This is a genomic window from Aporhodopirellula aestuarii (assembly GCF_023701485.1).
In the GTDB taxonomy this organism is placed as follows: domain Bacteria; phylum Planctomycetota; class Planctomycetia; order Pirellulales; family Pirellulaceae; genus Rhodopirellula; species Rhodopirellula aestuarii.
The window spans coordinates 16,641-34,323 of sequence record NZ_JAMQBK010000014.1; the positions used below are offsets into that span (position 1 = coordinate 16,641).

The 17,683-nt window shown below is 54.7% G+C and carries 9 protein-coding genes; 4 read left to right on the forward strand and 5 right to left on the reverse strand.

Annotated features, from left to right (window positions below; genetic code table 11):
• Positions 1-145 precede the first annotated feature (145 nt).
• On the reverse strand, positions 146-3,334 hold the full coding sequence (locus NB063_RS04205) for an efflux RND transporter permease subunit (RefSeq protein WP_250927493.1): 3,189 nt from the start codon (positions 3,332-3,334) through the stop codon (positions 146-148).
• Positions 3,331-4,545 carry an efflux RND transporter periplasmic adaptor subunit gene (locus NB063_RS04210; RefSeq protein WP_250927494.1) on the reverse strand — a complete coding sequence of 405 codons (1,215 nt, stop codon included), beginning with the start codon at positions 4,543-4,545 and terminating at the stop codon, positions 3,331-3,333. The genes NB063_RS04205 and NB063_RS04210 overlap by 4 nt, the downstream gene beginning before the upstream one ends.
• Positions 4,546-4,944: 399 nt before the next feature.
• On the opposite strand from NB063_RS04210, the gene hflK reads away from it, so the two are divergent.
• The 4 genes from hflK to NB063_RS04230 all read left to right on the forward strand — a co-directional run bounded on the left by hflK (position 4,945) and on the right by NB063_RS04230 (position 13,286).
• Positions 4,945-5,925: an FtsH protease activity modulator HflK gene (hflK, locus tag NB063_RS04215; RefSeq protein WP_250927495.1), complete on the forward strand. Its 981-nt coding sequence runs from the start codon at positions 4,945-4,947 to the stop codon at positions 5,923-5,925.
• Positions 5,926-5,930: 5 nt separating this feature from the next.
• Complete coding sequence (gene hflC / locus NB063_RS04220; RefSeq protein ID WP_250927496.1) at positions 5,931-6,896, forward strand: protease modulator HflC; 966 nt, start codon at positions 5,931-5,933, stop codon at positions 6,894-6,896.
• A 560-nt stretch (positions 6,897-7,456) separates the two neighbouring features.
• Positions 7,457-9,961 (forward strand): hypothetical protein, encoded by a 2,505-nt coding sequence (locus NB063_RS04225; RefSeq protein ID WP_250927497.1) that lies wholly within the window; start codon positions 7,457-7,459, stop codon positions 9,959-9,961.
• 280 nt (positions 9,962-10,241) lie between these two features.
• Positions 10,242-13,286: a glycoside hydrolase family 2 TIM barrel-domain containing protein gene (locus NB063_RS04230; protein WP_250927498.1), complete on the forward strand. Its 3,045-nt coding sequence runs from the start codon at positions 10,242-10,244 to the stop codon at positions 13,284-13,286.
• Positions 13,287-13,578: 292 nt separating this feature from the next.
• Here NB063_RS04230 and NB063_RS04235 read toward each other — a convergent pair whose 3' ends face one another.
• From NB063_RS04235 to NB063_RS04245, 3 genes are all read right to left on the reverse strand, one after another.
• Entirely contained in the window at positions 13,579-13,869 is a 291-nt protein-coding gene (locus tag NB063_RS04235) for a putative quinol monooxygenase (protein ID WP_250927499.1), read from the reverse strand.
• Positions 13,870-14,456: 587 nt separating this feature from the next.
• Positions 14,457-15,902 (reverse strand): sulfatase-like hydrolase/transferase, encoded by a 1,446-nt coding sequence (locus NB063_RS04240; RefSeq protein WP_250927500.1) that lies wholly within the window; start codon positions 15,900-15,902, stop codon positions 14,457-14,459.
• Between the two features lie 138 nt (positions 15,903-16,040).
• Positions 16,041-17,246 carry an NHL repeat-containing protein gene (locus NB063_RS04245; RefSeq protein ID WP_250927501.1) on the reverse strand — a complete coding sequence of 402 codons (1,206 nt, stop codon included), beginning with the start codon at positions 17,244-17,246 and terminating at the stop codon, positions 16,041-16,043.
• Positions 17,247-17,683 lie beyond the last annotated feature (437 nt).

The following is a 17,683-nucleotide window of genomic DNA, read 5'->3' on the forward strand; positions in this document are numbered from 1 at the left end:
CAGCGAATGCGACAGCACACCGCACACTCACGCACAGAATCACACGGGCAAGTGTGCGGATCGTCACGTGCGTTTCAGTTGCCCCTTGGACTTATAAGACGGCATAAGGCGAAAGCATGTGAATTCACCAACCGCAGACAAACGTCTACGCGGTTTCGCGTGAACCGTCAATTGTTTCCGAAGCGGGCTTCTGAGTTGCCACAGGCGACCAGTACCACTTTGCGGCAGACGTCAGCACTCGTCCGACGTCGGCCCCCACCACAACAGCACAGGGCACCATGTAAAGTGTGATCGCGGTTGCAAAGAGCACACCGAAGGCGAGCGAGACGGCCATCGGGATCAAGAATTGTGCCTGAATCGAATCGTCCAACATCAACGGGAGCAGCCCCACGAACGTGGTGATTGAAGTCAGAAAAATCGGACGGAAACGTTTACCACCGGCCTCGAGAGCAGCGTCCAACAAAGAGACCCCTGAAGCCTGGCGACGATTGATAAAATCGACCATGACCAAGGTGTCATTCACGGCGATGCCAGCGAGGGCGAGCATTCCGAATATCGAAAGGTAGGAAGGAGTCAGGTCCATCAAAATATGGCCGACGAGCGCACCAATGATCGCAAACGGGACCGCGAGCAACACGTATATCGGCTGGATCAGAGACTTCAAAGCGATCGCGAGCAAACCATACAACGTCAACATCAACAAAACGGAGCCGATGATGGTTTGTCGTTTGGTTTCTTCCGCTTCGGCAACGTAGCCCAAAAACTGATAAGACAGGCCGTGTTCGATACACATGGCTTCGATTTTCGGAGCCAATTCCTTCGAAATACCAACGACATCGACGGCTTCGTCAACGGGCTGTGCCCCCAACCGAATGATCTCTGCCCGATCGTTACGTTCGACGAACGAGGGAGCCTTGGTAAGGTTGACATTGGCGACCGTTTCGAGCGGCACTTCGGCTCCACGTGGCGTGCGAATTTTCAATCGATCGAGCGTGTGCAGCGATTGCCTGGCCTCCAATGGCAAACGCACCATCACGCGGATATCGTCGACACCACGTTGCAGTCGCTGGGCTTCCTCACCAAAAAACGCTTGCCGGATCTGACTCGCCAAGGCGGACTGGGTGAGGCCCAGTTCGGCCGCTCGCGGCTTCAAACTGATCTCCAACTCATCTTGCCCGTCGATTATTTTCGCCCATTGGTCCTTCAGTTCGCTGTAACCATCCAACAACTCTTTGATGTCGCGAGCGACCTGCTTTTTCTCAGGCGAAGCGGGGCCACGCAATTCAATATTCAGGTCTTCATCGGAATATTCGCTGTCACGAACGATCGCTGATTCCGAACGCGTTTCGAATCGTCGGGCTTCCGGGATTTCGCCAACCAATTCGCTCCACCGACTCGCCAAGACACTGTTCTTGGGACCGGGAACGGTTCGTTGCTCGGGCGGCAAAATTTCAAAGGCCATGTAGCCGCGTGATTTGTCGAAATTCGATCCTGGTCGCCGCGCACCGGTTAAACGAACCACGTTCTGGACCAGCGATTCACCCGTCCCTGGATCAACAAATTCGGACTTGAGCTCATCGAGCGCGTCGGAAATTCGGTCGACGTAGTGTTCGGTGACTTCCAGAGGGGTGTCGTCGGGAAGATCGAGTTGAGCACTGATTCGGGTGTTGTCCACTGACGGGAACGCGACGAAGCCGACCCGACCGCCGACGCAATATCCGGCCATCAGCAACGCCAGTGCGACGAAACCAGCAATGACGGACAATCGATTCTGTACCGCAAAACGCAGCGAGGGTTGATAGACCGACGCGATGACTCGTTCCAATCCCAATGCGGTCGCGGCCTGAATTCGCATCAGCAACCCATTGCCAGTTTTGCGCCGGAGGTGCTTTAAGTGTGCAGGCAAGATCAGCTTCGACTCGATCAACGAGAACAACAATACCGGTGCGACCACGGGCGGGACTTGGCGGGCATAGTCACCCCACGTTCCGTCAAAAAACATTAACGGCAGAAAGGCAACGACCGTCGTCAACGCTCCGAACGTCACCGGTGTGGCAACCTCACTGGTTCCTTCGATGGCGGCTTCGAGCGGATCGATCCCTTCCATGATTTTGGAATAAACGTTCTCGCCAGTCACGATCGCATCATCGACGACAATCCCGGTAACAATGATGAATCCAAACAGGCTCATCACGTTAGCCGTCAAATCAAACCAAGGCATGAACAACGCCGCACCGGCAAAGCTGACCGGAATACCGATCACGATCCAAAACGCCAGTGCCGGACGAATGAATAGGCCAAGGATCAGCAACACAAAAAGGCCGCCTTGCAACAGCGACCAGGCGAGCGTGCTCAGCCGGTGCCGGATGGTCAGCGACTCATCGTCCCAAATCTCCAGCTCAATCCCTTCGGGAAATCGCGTTCGCACCGTCCGAATGTACTCGCGTACCCGGTTTGAAATTCCCAACGCACTTTCGTCGCCAACACGCATGACGGGGACAAAGACAGCCGGTTTACCATTGAAGAACATCTTTTGATCGTCTTCGACAAAGCCGTCGCGAATCGTGGCGACTTCACCGAGCCGCACTTCCGCACCGGCAGCCGACCGGATCGGGATGTTTTCGAATTCGGCTTCCGAATACGCTTGACCACGCGTGCGGACAATAAACGTGCCACTGTCACTGTCGATGGCTCCGGCGGGCAGATCCAGCGAAAAGCCGCGGATCGCATCCGCCAAATCTTGAAACGACAGGTTGTAAGCGAGTAGTTTATCGACGTGGGCTTCGATCGAGACTTCCGACAATTTCTCACCACGAATATCAACGCGGCTGATCCCGGGCATCTCCAGCAGATCCTGCTGCACACGGCGAGCGACGGCCCGCATGTCGTACGGCGATAATTCGCCCATCACAGCAATCTGCAAGATATCGAATTTGCTCGCCGATTCAGGAATCATCACCCGCGGTGGTTCTGTTTCGGCCGGAAACGTCGTGATCGTGTCGAGACGCGCTTTGACGTCGTCCATCAAGTTGCGGAGATCCGTTCCGCGACTCGCTCGCAAGAAGAACTTGGCCCCGCCGCGATGCCCATCCGCGTTGAGTGATTCGATTCCATCGACGCCCTCAAGTGCCGCTTCCACCGGAATCAAAATGGCTCGTTCGACGTCCTTTGCGGTCCCGCCACGGTACTCCATTTCGATCATCACCGTATTCCAGCTCAACGCCGGCGTGACTTCGAGTGGCACTTGAGTGAGCGCGACGTAACTTCCCGCAACGATGATGGCCAACATCAAAAAGTTGGCAGCGATGCCGTTGATCGTAAACCAACGAATCACGGTGTCGCTTCCAATTCAGGCGGTTGACCGGCGAGTGATGCGGAGGCGGGATCCTCCGGGATGATTTCCACGGGACTTCCTTCGGGGGCGTAAACAAGCATCGTCGTGGCGAGCAACTCACCCTGCTCGATCGAATGTCCCGATACGACAACGTTCTCTGCGTCCGACCACAAAGGATCGATGGTCAGTGAACGCAGCGTGTGCCTATTTTCATCGATCAAATAGACCTGATCCAACCGGCGTACGGCACCGCGGGGAATCACAACAACATCTCTCAACTTTTCACCACGGATCTTTGCGACGACTGGCTGGCCGATCCGCAAAACCGAATGTTTGCTATGCAGTGAGAACGGGTCGTCGATTCTCGCAATCGCAAAAAGCTCTAAAGAGTCCGCATCCAAAGTACCCTCGGTGCGAACGATCTTCGCTTCCCAGACGAAGCCATTGGACGAGTTGATCGCGTCACGCAGTTCTACTTCGACCGACGGATCGCCTTCGCGTTCAGGTAACTTCAAGTGACGCAGATCGCGACCGGAGATCGGCAATCGCACTTCCGCGTAATCAACGGCAAACACGTCTCCGAGGATCGTCCCGGAGCTGACCAATTGTCCGACCCCGATCGTCTTCGACACAACGCGACCGTCAAATGGTGCATAAATCTTGGTACGCTGCAGATTTCGCTCAGCGGTTTCGATCGCTGAAGCCGTGATGGCCACCTGGGCCTGTGCTTGCACGAGGGCGGCAAGTGTTCCGTCAACCTCCGAGGTGGACGCACTGCGTTGCCGGGCGAGTTGTTCCATCCGCTCGTGAGCGGTTTCGGCGAGTTCGAGCGTCGCGTTGGCGAGTTTATGTTGCTCGCGAGCTACCTTCAAAGCGATTTGATAATCGCGGTCGTCAATCTCCAGCAACAGTTCACCGGCCTGGAAAAACGATCCGGCTTCAAAGGCAGGTTCAATCGAGCGAATCACGCCTGTTACTTCCGCACTTAACGTGACCCTATTGTGGGCGCTGACGATGCCGTGCGTTTCAATTTTGACCGCGTAGTCGCAAACGCTGAGCGACGTCACCCGGCTGCGCAGCTTTTGCTCCTGGACCGGCCGCGCCGCATCTTCGGGTGGTTCGACCGACAGGACTGCAAATCCGTATCCGCCAGATGCCAAAATGCAAATGGGGATGAGCACACGGGTAAGGGCGTAGACCAAGAACTTCATGTCGATTTGGTGCCGAGAAGTGGCCGGGCGGGGGGAGCTAAGGGGGGACGCCTAGTATGACTGTAGAGTCCGAACAAGTCAAAAGGGCGATGTCGTAGAATGCAATCGAATTGCTGGTCTTTGCCTTTAACGAGAGCTTGCCGGCCCAAGATCGCGAGGTTGCCGATTCGACAATCGATCCGCGTTGGCGTGAGGGAATCGGCGCACACAACCAGAAACCGTACCTCATTTTTGGCGGCATGGCTGGTCCACGCTCGCAAATATCTCTTTTTCACCAAATCGAGACTTTACTGCGGGGCACCCCTGGCAAGCTATACTTGCGATAGTTTGGGGATCTGTTTCGCCAATCTAGCGAGCAACTCCCGCAGAACCTGAAAAATCGAACTTAGCTATTAACCAATGAAATTTGATCCTGACGACTGGCGAGACTTCGACTGGCGTGACTTCGACTTCGGCCAAATACGCGTGCTCTGGGTGATCCCAGTGCTCCTGCTGTTGATCGCGTTGTACACGTCGGTTTACACCGTTCAAGCTGAATCACAAGGTGTCGTCCTTCGATTCGGCAAGTACGTACGCAACGCGGAACCTGGGCTGCGATTTAAGCTTCCGTTCAATATCGAAAGCGTTTCGATGGTTCCCGTCAAACGACAACTCAAACAAGAATTCGGATTCGGAACGGAGAACGCGACCAATCCGAACCAGTTTTCATCCGAACAGACTCTCGAACGCGGGATGGTTACCGGCGACCTCAACGCGGCAACGGTGGAGTGGATTATACAATATCGTGTCCAAGAGCCGGAGCTCTATCTCTTCAAGGTCCGTGATCCCGACAACACACTGCGTGATCTTTCAGAATCGGTCATGCGGACCGTTGTCGGTGATCGAACCGTCGACGAAGTGATCACGGTCGGACGTCAGGAGATCGAAACCGACGCGCTGGCCCAGCTCCAGGAACTCGTCAATAAATTCGAACTCGGCCTGAGTATCGACCAAGTTCAATTGAAGAACGTTAATCCGCCACAGCCGGTTCAGCGTTCCTTCAATGAAGTCAATCAAGCTCAGCAGGAACGTGAGCAGCTGATTAACGTCGCCAACGGCGAATACAACAAAGTGGTCCCACGAGCGAGCGGCGAGGCCGACCAAAAGATCCAAGCCTCCGAAGGATACGCGCTCAAACGCGTCAACGAAGCCGAAGGTGACGCCGCCCGTTTCAACGCGGTGTTCGCCGAATACATGAAGGCTCCGGAAGTTACCAAGCAACGTATCTATATCGAAACGATGCAGCAGATCATTCCCAAACTGGGAAAGAAAATCATTCTTGACGACGCGGCCAGCCAGATCCTTCCGTTGTTGCAACTCTCAACCACGGCAACCAAGTAATTCCCATGAAAAATCTTCCCCTATCTGTCTTCGTCGGCGTTGGCGTTCTCGCTCTGTTTTTGCTTTACAACGCCTCCTACTCCGTTCATGAAACCGAGCAGGTGATCATCACGCAATTCGGAAAACCCGTGGGTGACCCGATTAGTGAGGCCGGTCTTCATCTCAAGCTTCCGTTTGTGCAAGACGTCACACGCATCGAAAAACGCATTCTGGAATGGGACGGCCGTCCCAACGAAATGCCGACGAAGGACAAAACCTACATCGTGGTCGATACCTTCGGACGTTGGCGGATCGAGGATGCCAAGCAGTTCTACCTGCGTCTTCGCGACGAACGCAGTGCGCAGTCTCGACTCGACGATATCCTCGGCAGCGAAACCCGCAATGCCATCGCCAAACACAAGTTGATCGAGGTGATTCGAACGACGAAAGACCGCGTGCCTGACCGCGATGCCGCGCTCGTCGACGCGCCCGGAAATGTCGGCGTGCTATACCCGATCACCAAGGGACGCGCGAGTATCGAGAATGAAATCTTCGAAAAAGCTGCCGGCAAGTTAAACGATTTTGGGATCGAACTGCTCGATGTGCGGTTTAAGCGGATTAATTACAACGAGAGCGTTCAGCAGCGGATTTATGACCGCATGATCAGCGAACGCCAACAAATCGCCGAACGATTCCGATCCGAGGGTGAAGGCGAAGCGGCCAAGATCATTGGTAAGAAGGAACGTGATCTGCTGGAGATCGAATCCGAGGCTTACAAACGCGTGCAAGAAATTCAAGGTGCCGCCGACGCGGAGGCTACCGAGATTTACGCGAGTGCCTACAACCAAAGTAAGGACTCGGTCGCTTTTTATGAATTCATCAAGACGATGGAGACGTATCAGAAGATGCTTGGTGGCGACAGCACGCTCATCATGACCACCGATAGCGACATCTTCAAATTCTTGAAGAACGTAAACCCGGTTAGCAAGTAACAAACGGACTGCGGTCGCTCGGTTTGTACCCCAGAAGCATGCGTGTCTTATGCGCATGTTTTCATCGGAAGGCGGTTTCGCGCAAACCGCTATTTCCTATCTTGATCCGTGCGCAATGCGGCTGACTGTCGCTACCGGATCGTTGCGTCTGGCACACCATGCTCCGAAGTGAGTTACTGGGCAAGATCAACGTGGGTGCGTTATCGCAAACAGCATTACGGCTTCGTTTCGAATGCTGTATTGCGATGCCAAAGTGATGCATCGGCAAGGGTGCGAAATGCCGAAGTGCTGGCCGATAAAGGGGCCGGTCGCTCGATCTTGCTCGCGACACGACCATTTGATGGTGACAACATAATCCGCTTCGGATCATACTTCGCTTTGATCGATCTAAGCGACGCGTTTCCGCCCTCCGGCTAGGCGGTTCTACTCCCGACGGGTAGTGCGTGAGAGGCATTATCCTTTTCCGCAGGTGGGACCGAACTTCCCTCTGTTCTGCAATCGCGTTGTTTCTCAAATTGCATTTCGCAGCGGTTCTCAAATACCTGGCAACGAACATCACCATGAAACTTAAGATGAGATTCCTTTTCACGCTCGCGACCATGATGATTGTCATTTGTCCCGCCAGCGCCCAAACGGCCACCGATCGCACTGGCGACGCCAAAGACCAATCGATCTACGGAACCATCACCGAAAAGACTCCATCGATTCCCCAGTATTTCTCGTGGATCAACAATACCAACGAGGGATCCACCGAAGCCCAAACGCTCAGCAATCTCGAATTTTTCAAATGGTTGCACGATGAATATGGGATGAGGTTGGGAATCTACGCTTGGGACGCCGGCAACATCGACAGTGCCAATTACTACGGCAACATGCAAAGCGACAAATTTAAATGTCAGTTTCCAAACGGATGGGAGGGCATCGCTGAGCTAGCCAAGTCCTTTTCATGCCGACTTGGACTATGGGGCGGTCCAGACGGATTCGGTGACACGCCTGAACAGGAACAAGCACGGATCGATCTTCTGGTCAGTTTTTGTCGTGATTACGGCCTCCAGCTATTTAAGTTCGATGCCGTCTGCACTCAGTTGCGAGATGAAAAACAAGACAGCTTTGCCAAGGCAATGACCGCATGCCGGCAATACGCCCCGGATCTCGTTGTTCTGAACCACCGCCTCAATCTCGGCCACGCGAAACCTCACGCGACCACGTTTCTGTGGGGCGGTGCGGAAACCTACATCGACGTGCACATGAGAAATCGCTCGACCGCACCACATAATCGCGCCGGAGCCCTGTCACGCGGATTGCCACCCGGCCTGCAGCGTTTGACCGAAGACCATGGCGTGTGCATCTCGTCGTGTCTCGATTTCTGGGAGGACGATCTTGTCCTGCAAGGCTTCAATCGGAGCCTGATACTTGCGCCGGAAATCTACGGAAACCCATGGCTACTCCGCGATGACGAATTCGCAAAACTTAGCCGGATTTTCAATCTTCATTATCGCAATCGAGACATCCTGGTAAACGGCATCGCGTTGCCTGAAAAATACGGCATGCACGCGGTTTCCCGGGGCGATAGCTCGACACGTTTTATTACACTACGAAACCTAACCTGGGAGCCTGTGACTTACGACGTCACGCTCAATGAAGAGATTGGGCTAACCGACACAGGCTCCGTTGAAGTCCGTCGATATCATCCGTCGGAAAGCATCTTGGGTTCGTTCGACAACGGCGAGACCGTGCAGGTCGAAGTGCCGCCTTTCCGTTCGTACCTGGTGATGGCAACCACCAAGCCCTGTCAAGAAATCGGCGTCGTTGGTTGTGACTACGAAGTCGTCCGAGATACCGAGGGCAAACCCGTCCTGCTCAAACTCCTCGGCCTGCCAGGATCCTCCACGACAGTTTCTCTCAAAGCCGGCGGCCAGACATTCGGCAAAGCGTTTGTCGATGGTCAAGAGTCCGATGCTTTTTTAGCCGATAACGCTACCATCCAATTCCCTGGACAACCGGTCGCGGTACCTTGGCACCAACTGCTCGCGGAACTGAAACGGGTCGACGTCCCAGCCGACGCCCAGCAACTGTACGAAGCAACCTGCTTCAGTGCGGAAAACAACGCATTGGAAGTTCAATCGCTGCACCGCTCCGGCCCCACAGCGATCCCTCAGGTCCAAAAGGCACGTGACGCGTTTTTCGACCAGGAACTGTTTTGGCGGAGAGGAATCTGGGACAAGTACATGTTCGACGGAAACCCGGAAACCTTCTTCAGTCACCTGCATTACGGGCGCGACACGCGTCTTGACGGCGGCACTCTTCGCGTCGACATGGGCGAGGTTGCAACGGTTGACCGTCTCTCACTCGACGCACTGTTGCCGTCCAACGATCCAAACCAACCACCGATGCAACTCACGGCGGAACTCTCGAAGGACTTGACCACTTGGACAACGGTTACTCTGACGCAAACCAAGAAGGACAACGGCAAAGCTCAGATCGCAATGATCGGCAAGAACGGTGGTTCCTGCGAACTGGTCGACGCGGATGTCTTTACCTGGGAGGTGACGCTGAGTGATGCACCAAGTTTCCGATACGTCAGAATATCAAACGCACCAGAACGTGTGGCTGAGTTCGACGCCTCTCTTAACGGTGAAAGACTGGATGCTTCGGAATGGACCGCGACGAACCTGTTTGCTCCGTTCAGTGCTGCCAACCCGGTTGCTGCTTGGCAGGCGGAAGTCGAAATCGAAGACAACGCCGCAGAGGGAAGTTATCTCTGTGTTGCTCTAGACGGTAAACACGGAGCCAATAAGGCATTTGCGGCGTTGCGTGTCGATGGCGAATGGGTCGGAGCTTCGCAACGGGCACCATCGTTCCCGTGTGTCGCCTGGGAATACCCCGCCCGAAGTCAGGACGGAAGCGACACTCACTATTTCCCGGTCACAGACCAAATGCGTGGCAAAACGGTCGAAGTCGTGGTGTTGGGTCTTTCGGGCGGCAAGACCGCGATCACCCCCCACACCTGGATCACCACTTATCAATCGCCTCTCGAGTCCGTTTCGATACGACTCGAAAAATAGTGGTATCTGGCTCTCGCCGATCGGCGGGCTTGCTACCGCTCACCCCGCTGACGAAGTTTTCGATTAAGATTCTGACCTCGCCGTCGCTCTTTTAGCAGGCGATGCGTGCGTCAGGTCAATCGGAAACTCACCGATTACGGCCTCTCCAATGTGTCGCTGCCGACTATCCGTGAAATGCGGCGTTCGTTGAAACGCGGCGCGAATAAACTGGTCACTGCGGACGAGACAAGAAAATCTAGGGCAACGCCGCGACATGAGAATGCAAATAGGAATCCATGCGATGATCCAACAGTTCAAGATGATGTCTCTACTGGTAGTGTTGGTGTGCGCTGCCGCGCCGTGTTTAGGTGCCAGAACGAGTTTTGATGCGAACTGGAAGTTCACACTCGGCGACCAATCGGGCGCCGAGGCAACGGCGTTAGATGATTCCAACTGGCGAGTGTTGGATCTGCCGCATGACTGGAGCATTGAAGGCGAATATAGCAAGGACAACCCGATGGGCGGTCAATGCGGTTATCTGCCAGCCGGAATCGCTTGGTACCGCAAGACCATCACTGTCCCTGCCTCCTGGAAAGGCAAACGTGTCGAGATCGCGTTCGACGGCGTGTACATGAACAGCACGGTCTGGGCGAACGGCAAAAAACTGGGCACGCGTCCATACGGGTGGATCTCCTTTGCCTACGACATCAGCGATCTCGCCCAAACGTCGGACACGATCACCTTCGCCGTGCGGGTAGACAACGAAAAGCAACCGTCCGCGCGTTGGTACACAGGCAGCGGGATCTATGCACACACCTGGATCGACGTGAAAGAAAACGTTCACGTCGCACGAGACGGCATCTACGTTCGCACCCATGGCAATACCGTGGAAATCGATGCGGAAATTCGCAATACGACCGACGCGAAAACGTCTGCGGATATCGAAGTCTCCATCATCGATCCCAACGGTAAGCAATTGCACACGAAGCGAGATTCGCTCAGCGTCGAAGCCGGCAAGGTTAAAAACCAAGATTTCACTTTTGAAATTTCCACACCGCTCCGCTGGGATCTCGACACGCCGAATCTTTATCAGGCCGTGACCAAAACATTCGTCGCCGGAGTTCTGACCGATACCGTGACCACGCGTTTCGGCATTCGTGATATTCAGTGGAAGCCGGAAACCGGCATGTGGATTAATGGCAGGAATGTCAAGTTGCAAGGAGTCTGCAATCACCAAGACGCCGGAGCGCTCGGCGCCGCGGTGCCCGACAAGGTATTGCGATTTCGTATCGAACAGCTCAAGAAGATGGGCTGCAACGCCATCCGCACCGCGCACAATCCTCAAACACCGCTTTTCTATGACATCTGTGATCAAGTCGGGATCTTCGTTATGGACGAAATCTTCGACGGATGGATGAGGAAGGCCAAACATGATTACGGCGCTTACTTTTTCAAACAATGGTGGGAGCGTGATCTAAGCGACTGGATCAAGCGTGATCGCAACCATCCTTCCGTCGTCATCTACAGTGTGGGCAACGAGACCCATGGAGAGATCGGCAAGGAACTCGTCGCCCGTTGTCATGAGATGGATCCGACTCGACCGGTCACCTCTGGCCAATCCGGATCCGAGTGGATGGATGTTGTCGGCATGAACGGAGGGAGCGAACGGGCGGGCTGGATGGAGGGACTCAAAGGTGACCAAGTGACGCTGGGAACCGAAAACACGCATACCTGGCAAGTCCGTGGGTACTATCGCACGCAGACGTGGTATCGCGACGGCTACCCCGGACGACAGAATCCTTTTTTCATTCCCGATCTCACACCGACCGAAGTCTTCACGCATGACTGGACGGATGATGCCGGGCGTTCCCACCGCAAACAAATTTTCAACTCCAGTTACGACAACGCGACCGTCCGTTCGAGCACGCGGCATCACATCGAGCAAATTCGCGATGTCGCCGCATGGGCCGGCGCATTCCGCTGGACCGGCCATGACTATCTCGGCGAAGCCAGTTACGTGCACGGCGGATGGCCATTCAAGGCGTTCATGGGCGGTGCGATCGACCTGGCAAACTTTGAAAAGGATCTCTATTACCTGTATCAAAGCCAGTGGACGGACAAGCCGATGGTTCACATCTTGCCGCACTGGACCCACCCGATGATCGAGCCAGGAACTGAGATCCCCGTTTGGGTCTATTCCAATTGCGACGCCGTCGAACTGTTCTTCAACGGCGAGTCGCTGGGCCAGAAAACACCGGGCACGAAATGGGATCAGATGCAGTGCCAATGGCTAGTCGGTTGGGAGCCAGGCGAGCTGAAGGCGGTCGCCTATCAGCAAGGGAAAGCCGTCACGGAACAGGCGATCCGATCTGCCGGTCCACCGGCCCGCATTGCGTTATCTATCGATGGGCAGCCACTCGCCTCCGACGGCAAAGACTTGGTTCAAGTACGAATAGCCTCGCAAGACGACAAAGGCGAGTTCTATCCCTATGGCGAAAACCGCACCTTCTTCCAAGTCATCGGCCCGGGAAAAATTCGTGCACTTGATAACGGCAGCCCGATCGATGTGGAGAAACATTTCGAAGCTACTAGCCGGATTGCATTCTATGGTCTGACTCGTGCTTATGTGGAATCGACCGGCGAAAGCGGCCCCATCAGCATGCTGGCAAGCGGCATTCTCGGTGAAAAGAAGCAAATCACTTCGAACAAGGTGCATATCGATGTGCAGCGATTGGCACTGCGTGGTGCCCTACCGCCAGCCAAGATTGACGTCTACTACACGCTCGATGGCTCCGCGCCGACACCGAACGCGACCCGCTACACGGGAGCGTTCGAAGTTCCGCTGGGCACGACAGTCAAGGCGTTGGTAATGATGGACGGACAAGCCGTTCAAACCTTGGAGGAGCGTTTTGCATCCGACGAAGGATTCGTTTGGAATTTGAATGCGACGGACTCAACGGCGACTCCCACGGGCGATCAAGCCGAGACTGCGGCATTTAAGGGCGCACGAATCAGCAAGAAAGGGGAGGGGTTCCATGGATCGGGCTTTCTCGACTTTGGTCACAATTCCGGTTCGGTCCAATGGTACCAAGAAAATGATGGCGGACCGGGCAAGTTCACGCTGTTACTGCGGTACTCCGGAAAGGCCGGCAACAAACCGGGACGCGAGATGACTCTCAGCGTTAATGGCAAACGAACCAAACTCTTCTTTCCCAACACAGCGAACTGGGGAAGTGACTGGAAAACACTTTCCGTCGATGTTCAGTTGAAAAGCGGAGCGAACACCATTGTGCTCTCAACCATCGGTTCGGGCGGAATGTACATCGACGAATTGACAGTGCGATAGTCGGATCCAACGCCCTCCTTGCCAGGTGTGAGACTCGTCGGTGAGATACCATCAAGACGGGTGCTTGATCGTAAACTTGAGGGCAGCTTAAACCGCAGATGTCGCGCCCTGCCGCTAAAAACCTTAGCGGAACGGCGCGAGCGGGCTGTTGTTTTTGTGAGCCGACGGCGCTAGCCGCGGGCCTAACGGCTAGTACGTGCCCATTGGAGGCCCGCAGCTAGCGCTGTCGGCTCACTCATTTTTGCGAAACGCCTAAAACAACAGCCCGCGAGCCGTCCGGTCCCGCCACCAGCTACGCGATGTGGGTCATCTCATTGAGACTCAGCGATTCGATCGCTCCTTCGGTCGCTTTCTTAAATGCTTCCAAGGCGGGAGCGCTCATGTGGTCTTGCCACAATTCACGACTCTCCCAGTTCTCGTACATCATGAAGTGGGCGGGATTTTCGTTATCTTGGTGTAAGTCGTATTGCATGCAGCCTTTGTCTGCTCGGGAAGGCGCCATCAATTTCTCGAGTTCCGATTTGACCAACTCAACTTGGTCGGACGTTGCGGTGATGTTTGCGACAATCGTTAACTTGGTCATCTTTGGCTGGTCTTTCTGAGGTGATGGAAATTTGTTTACGTCGCGCCGAACATGGGCGAATACGCGTTCGTCGCTGTTTAGAATTTTTCGCATTAGATGCCATCGAGCAACAACGACCAACTCCCCGACAACGGTCGGACGCTCGAGCAGTAGCTGGACAGCTCCACTTTCTGGCAGACGTATTGGAGTTTCGACTCTCACGTAGCGAAGCCTCTCGGGACGTCGATTGCTTTAGTGCTCTTTATAGTGAAACGGCGCGAGCCGTCCGGTAATGCGGGACCGGACGGCTCGCGCCGTTCCGCTACTTTTGAAATTCCACATTAATTAAATCGACGTCCCCCGAGGCTCCGGTAGCAGGTAACCCCCGCAATTCTTTCCCTCGGGGGACATCGAGTGATTGAGTGCTCTTTATAGTGAAACGGCGCGAGCCGTCCGGTGACTCGGGACCGGACGGCTTGCGCCGTTCCGCTACTTTTGAAATCCCACAGTAATTAGATCGATAACCCCGAGAGACCGAGCTACGTGAAAAGCGGCTCGGTCTGGTTAGTTCGCACACGCGAGACGCTTTCGTGACGCTTCGCATCGCTCTATTTAAACGTTGGAATCGGCACCGGCGAATAACCTTCTTCTTTCGCTCCCTTGGGAATCGAGTCGAGAAAGAATTGATCTCTCAGCGCGTGGTAACCTTTGTAGTTTCCCAAACGGCTGGCGACGTTGGATTCATTCCAGGAAAGCCATTCTTTACGCAATTGCTCAGCGACTTCCGGCTCGGCCTCGATGCGATCGTTTTGCTCCGCCACGTCCTCAGGCAACCGGTACAATTCCGCAGGTCGGTCCGTGCTGTCTTGGAGATGTTTAACACGCTTGCTGTCCAAGATCGACCAACGCACTCCGCCTTCGCGCCAATACAGGTACCGCTCGCGATTCACGTTTGTTTGATCATTCAATAGCGGTAATAGATTCGTCCCTTCAAGTTCGGCTGGTAACTTGGAATCACCGCTCGCGATCGCACATGCGGTAGCGGCAATGTCGAGCGAGATAACGGGATGCGGATAGACGGTTCCTTTCTCAATGCGAGCGGGCCAGGATGCAATGAACGGCACATGGACTCCGCCATCGTAGAGATTCCCCTTTCCACCGCGAAACGGATCGTTGGACGATCCATTCCAACTCGTGGGCTTCGATTTCGTACTCTGCGGACCACCATTGTCACTCAAAAAGAAAACTAGCGTGTTGTCGCGAAGGTTGTTTTGTTCCAGCGCCGAGATCACCGTTCCGATCCCCGCATCCATCACGTCTACCATTGCCGCGTAGCGTTTTCGCTTTTCATTTTTGATGTGCGAGTATTTGGCGATCGCCTCTTGTGGAGCTTGTAGCGGCGCATGGGGTGCGTTGAACGCCAGATAGAGAAAAAACGGTTCGCCGCTACTTGAGTTAACGAACTCCGCAGCGTCATTGCTCAGCGCAGTGGTCAAGTAACCGTCGAAAACGGCTGGTTTACCGTTGCGTTCTAATGCCTCGGTGTAACCCTCCTTGACGGGCTGCCTCAGATCGATCTTGAAGTAGTCATGCCCTCCGCCCAGGAAACCATAGAAGTAGTCAAACCCACGATTGTTGGGGTGAAATGGAGCGGACGCACCGAGGTGCCATTTTCCGATAACACCCGTTCGATACCCTGCCTTCTGCAATCGAGCAGGAAACAACGTTTCGTTCACGTCGATGCCAAGATAGGGGTTGGACGGATCGTACGCCGGATTGGTTTCGAATCCGAACCGTTGTTGATAGCGTCCTGACATCAATCCCGCTCGACTCGGACCACAATACGGATGCGTCACGTAGCCGCTGGTAAACGTCACGCCCGACGCCGCCAGTGCATCAAGATTGGGAGTTTGTATATCGGTCGCGCCGGTAAAACCCGCGTCAGCGTACCCCATGTCGTCCGCCATGATGACGATGATATTGGGGCGATCATCTGCCGAGCAAACGCTACATGCTGTCGTCGCAAGAAACAGGAACGTCAAGAGAAGTTTCATGAGTTGAACGTCTGGTGGAAGAAGTTGGTGAATCAACGTGTGCTTCACGTGCGCCGAGGTGGCGAATCGCCGGCTGACGAACCTCGCTAGGAGGTTCGAAGCCAACGCTCACCAAATAAAAGCGACCGCTTCGGCTCGCTATTTGACTTCGACAGCTTCGAAAATAGCGATTTGCCCGTCATTGCGTTTTCCTTTGCTGTTCTCGCCGCCGTTTGGCCACGACAGGGCGATACCAAAAAGTTGGCCATCGTGTTCGATTGCGATGAACCCGTGCATGTGGTGCATAAAGTTCAAACCTTCGTACTCGGCAGGCACTAGACGTCCGACCGGTTTGCCGTCTGAGATGATCAGAACGGGAGCCACGCCGTTGCTGTCGGCCAACGGGTTGAGCAGCGGCAGAAACAGTTCGTCGCCATGGTTTGCGATATTGCACGGGTTTGATCGAGGCGGCAATTGGATGTACTTGCCGTCGCCTGCACCGGGCATCGCCACCATTTCACCATCGGCGGTGAATCCGTAGATACGCCCATGACTGCGTGACGCGACTTCGACAACTTCGTTTCCGCCAATCGTATTGACTTCGACACCATGAGCGGTGGAAAACGGACCGCCTTCATTTTCTTTGCCGCCCCAAGCCGCGCCGGTCCATTGCCATGATCCGTCGACATTCTTGGCCGTCAATGCGTAATCGCCAGGAGCGTAGCCGGTCACGACAATTAAGGCCTGGGCTTCAGGCGCGAAGACGACATCGCAGGGAACGAACTTTCCGCCATTGGCGTAATACTGGTTAATCTTCTCGTTCGCAAACTCAGTGCCTTCCGGTTTGGAGAGCTTTGCTAGAATCTCACCACGTTTCGTGATCACGACTTCGCCCGTGTTGGTCGACGCGAACGCCCACAGTGATTCCCCATTGAACTCGAAACAATCTGTACCGTGCGAGTTCATTCCGGCGGCAAAGTGCGGATCTTGATCTTCGACCAGTCTCCACGCTTTCATCTCAGGATCGAGCGTCACCAAACCGTAACTCTTAACAACCGTTACGATTTCCTTGGTCTGCGGATCTTGATCAGCGTTGTTGTGAAGTCCCCCCTTTGCGGCAGCGACCATCTTCTCCGGTTGCGCCCCCAAATCGTTGCGGTGTTCCCAGCGATAGGTCTTGTCGCCAACTTGGAAAGTGCTCGACATTGCCACGGGGCCTTCGCTCGCAGCCGTCAACTGCGTCGCTGAGTGGTCATGCCCTTCGTGAGCGGCAGCAGTGCCAGCAAAGCAACCTGTTAGCAGTAGTCCAAATGCCGCACGTGCAATCCGAGTGCCTGGAACTGAGAAAGATGCGTTAACGCGCATAGAGAAACTCTTAAATTTCTTTGAAGGAATGGAAGGTGGGAGGCGTGATTGTAGTCGTCGTCGCGGAAACGAGTTTGACAAACCCGATGCAGATAGGAACGGGCGTGAGCCAGAAGCCCGATCGGACGAGAGACACGCTTGCTGGTTTCGACAGGAATGCAGGTCGAACGCGGCCAAGCAAACCTATCGCCCAACCGACGGGGTGAATCTTCGTAGCGATCGACCGCCGTGTCAAATCTATACACGAAAGCGATTGCCGGTGAATACGACCACCGTCTTTCGGTCAGCAAGTCTCGGCTAATAATGATGTTCAGTACTGCGTCGTATGGACGCATGATTCGCCTGCCAAGGCAAAACATCTGAATGAAAAGCGATCTCGAATCGGCAATCGATATGTGTTTCGATTTTTGCTTCATTGAACCGCTGCCAAGGCTTTT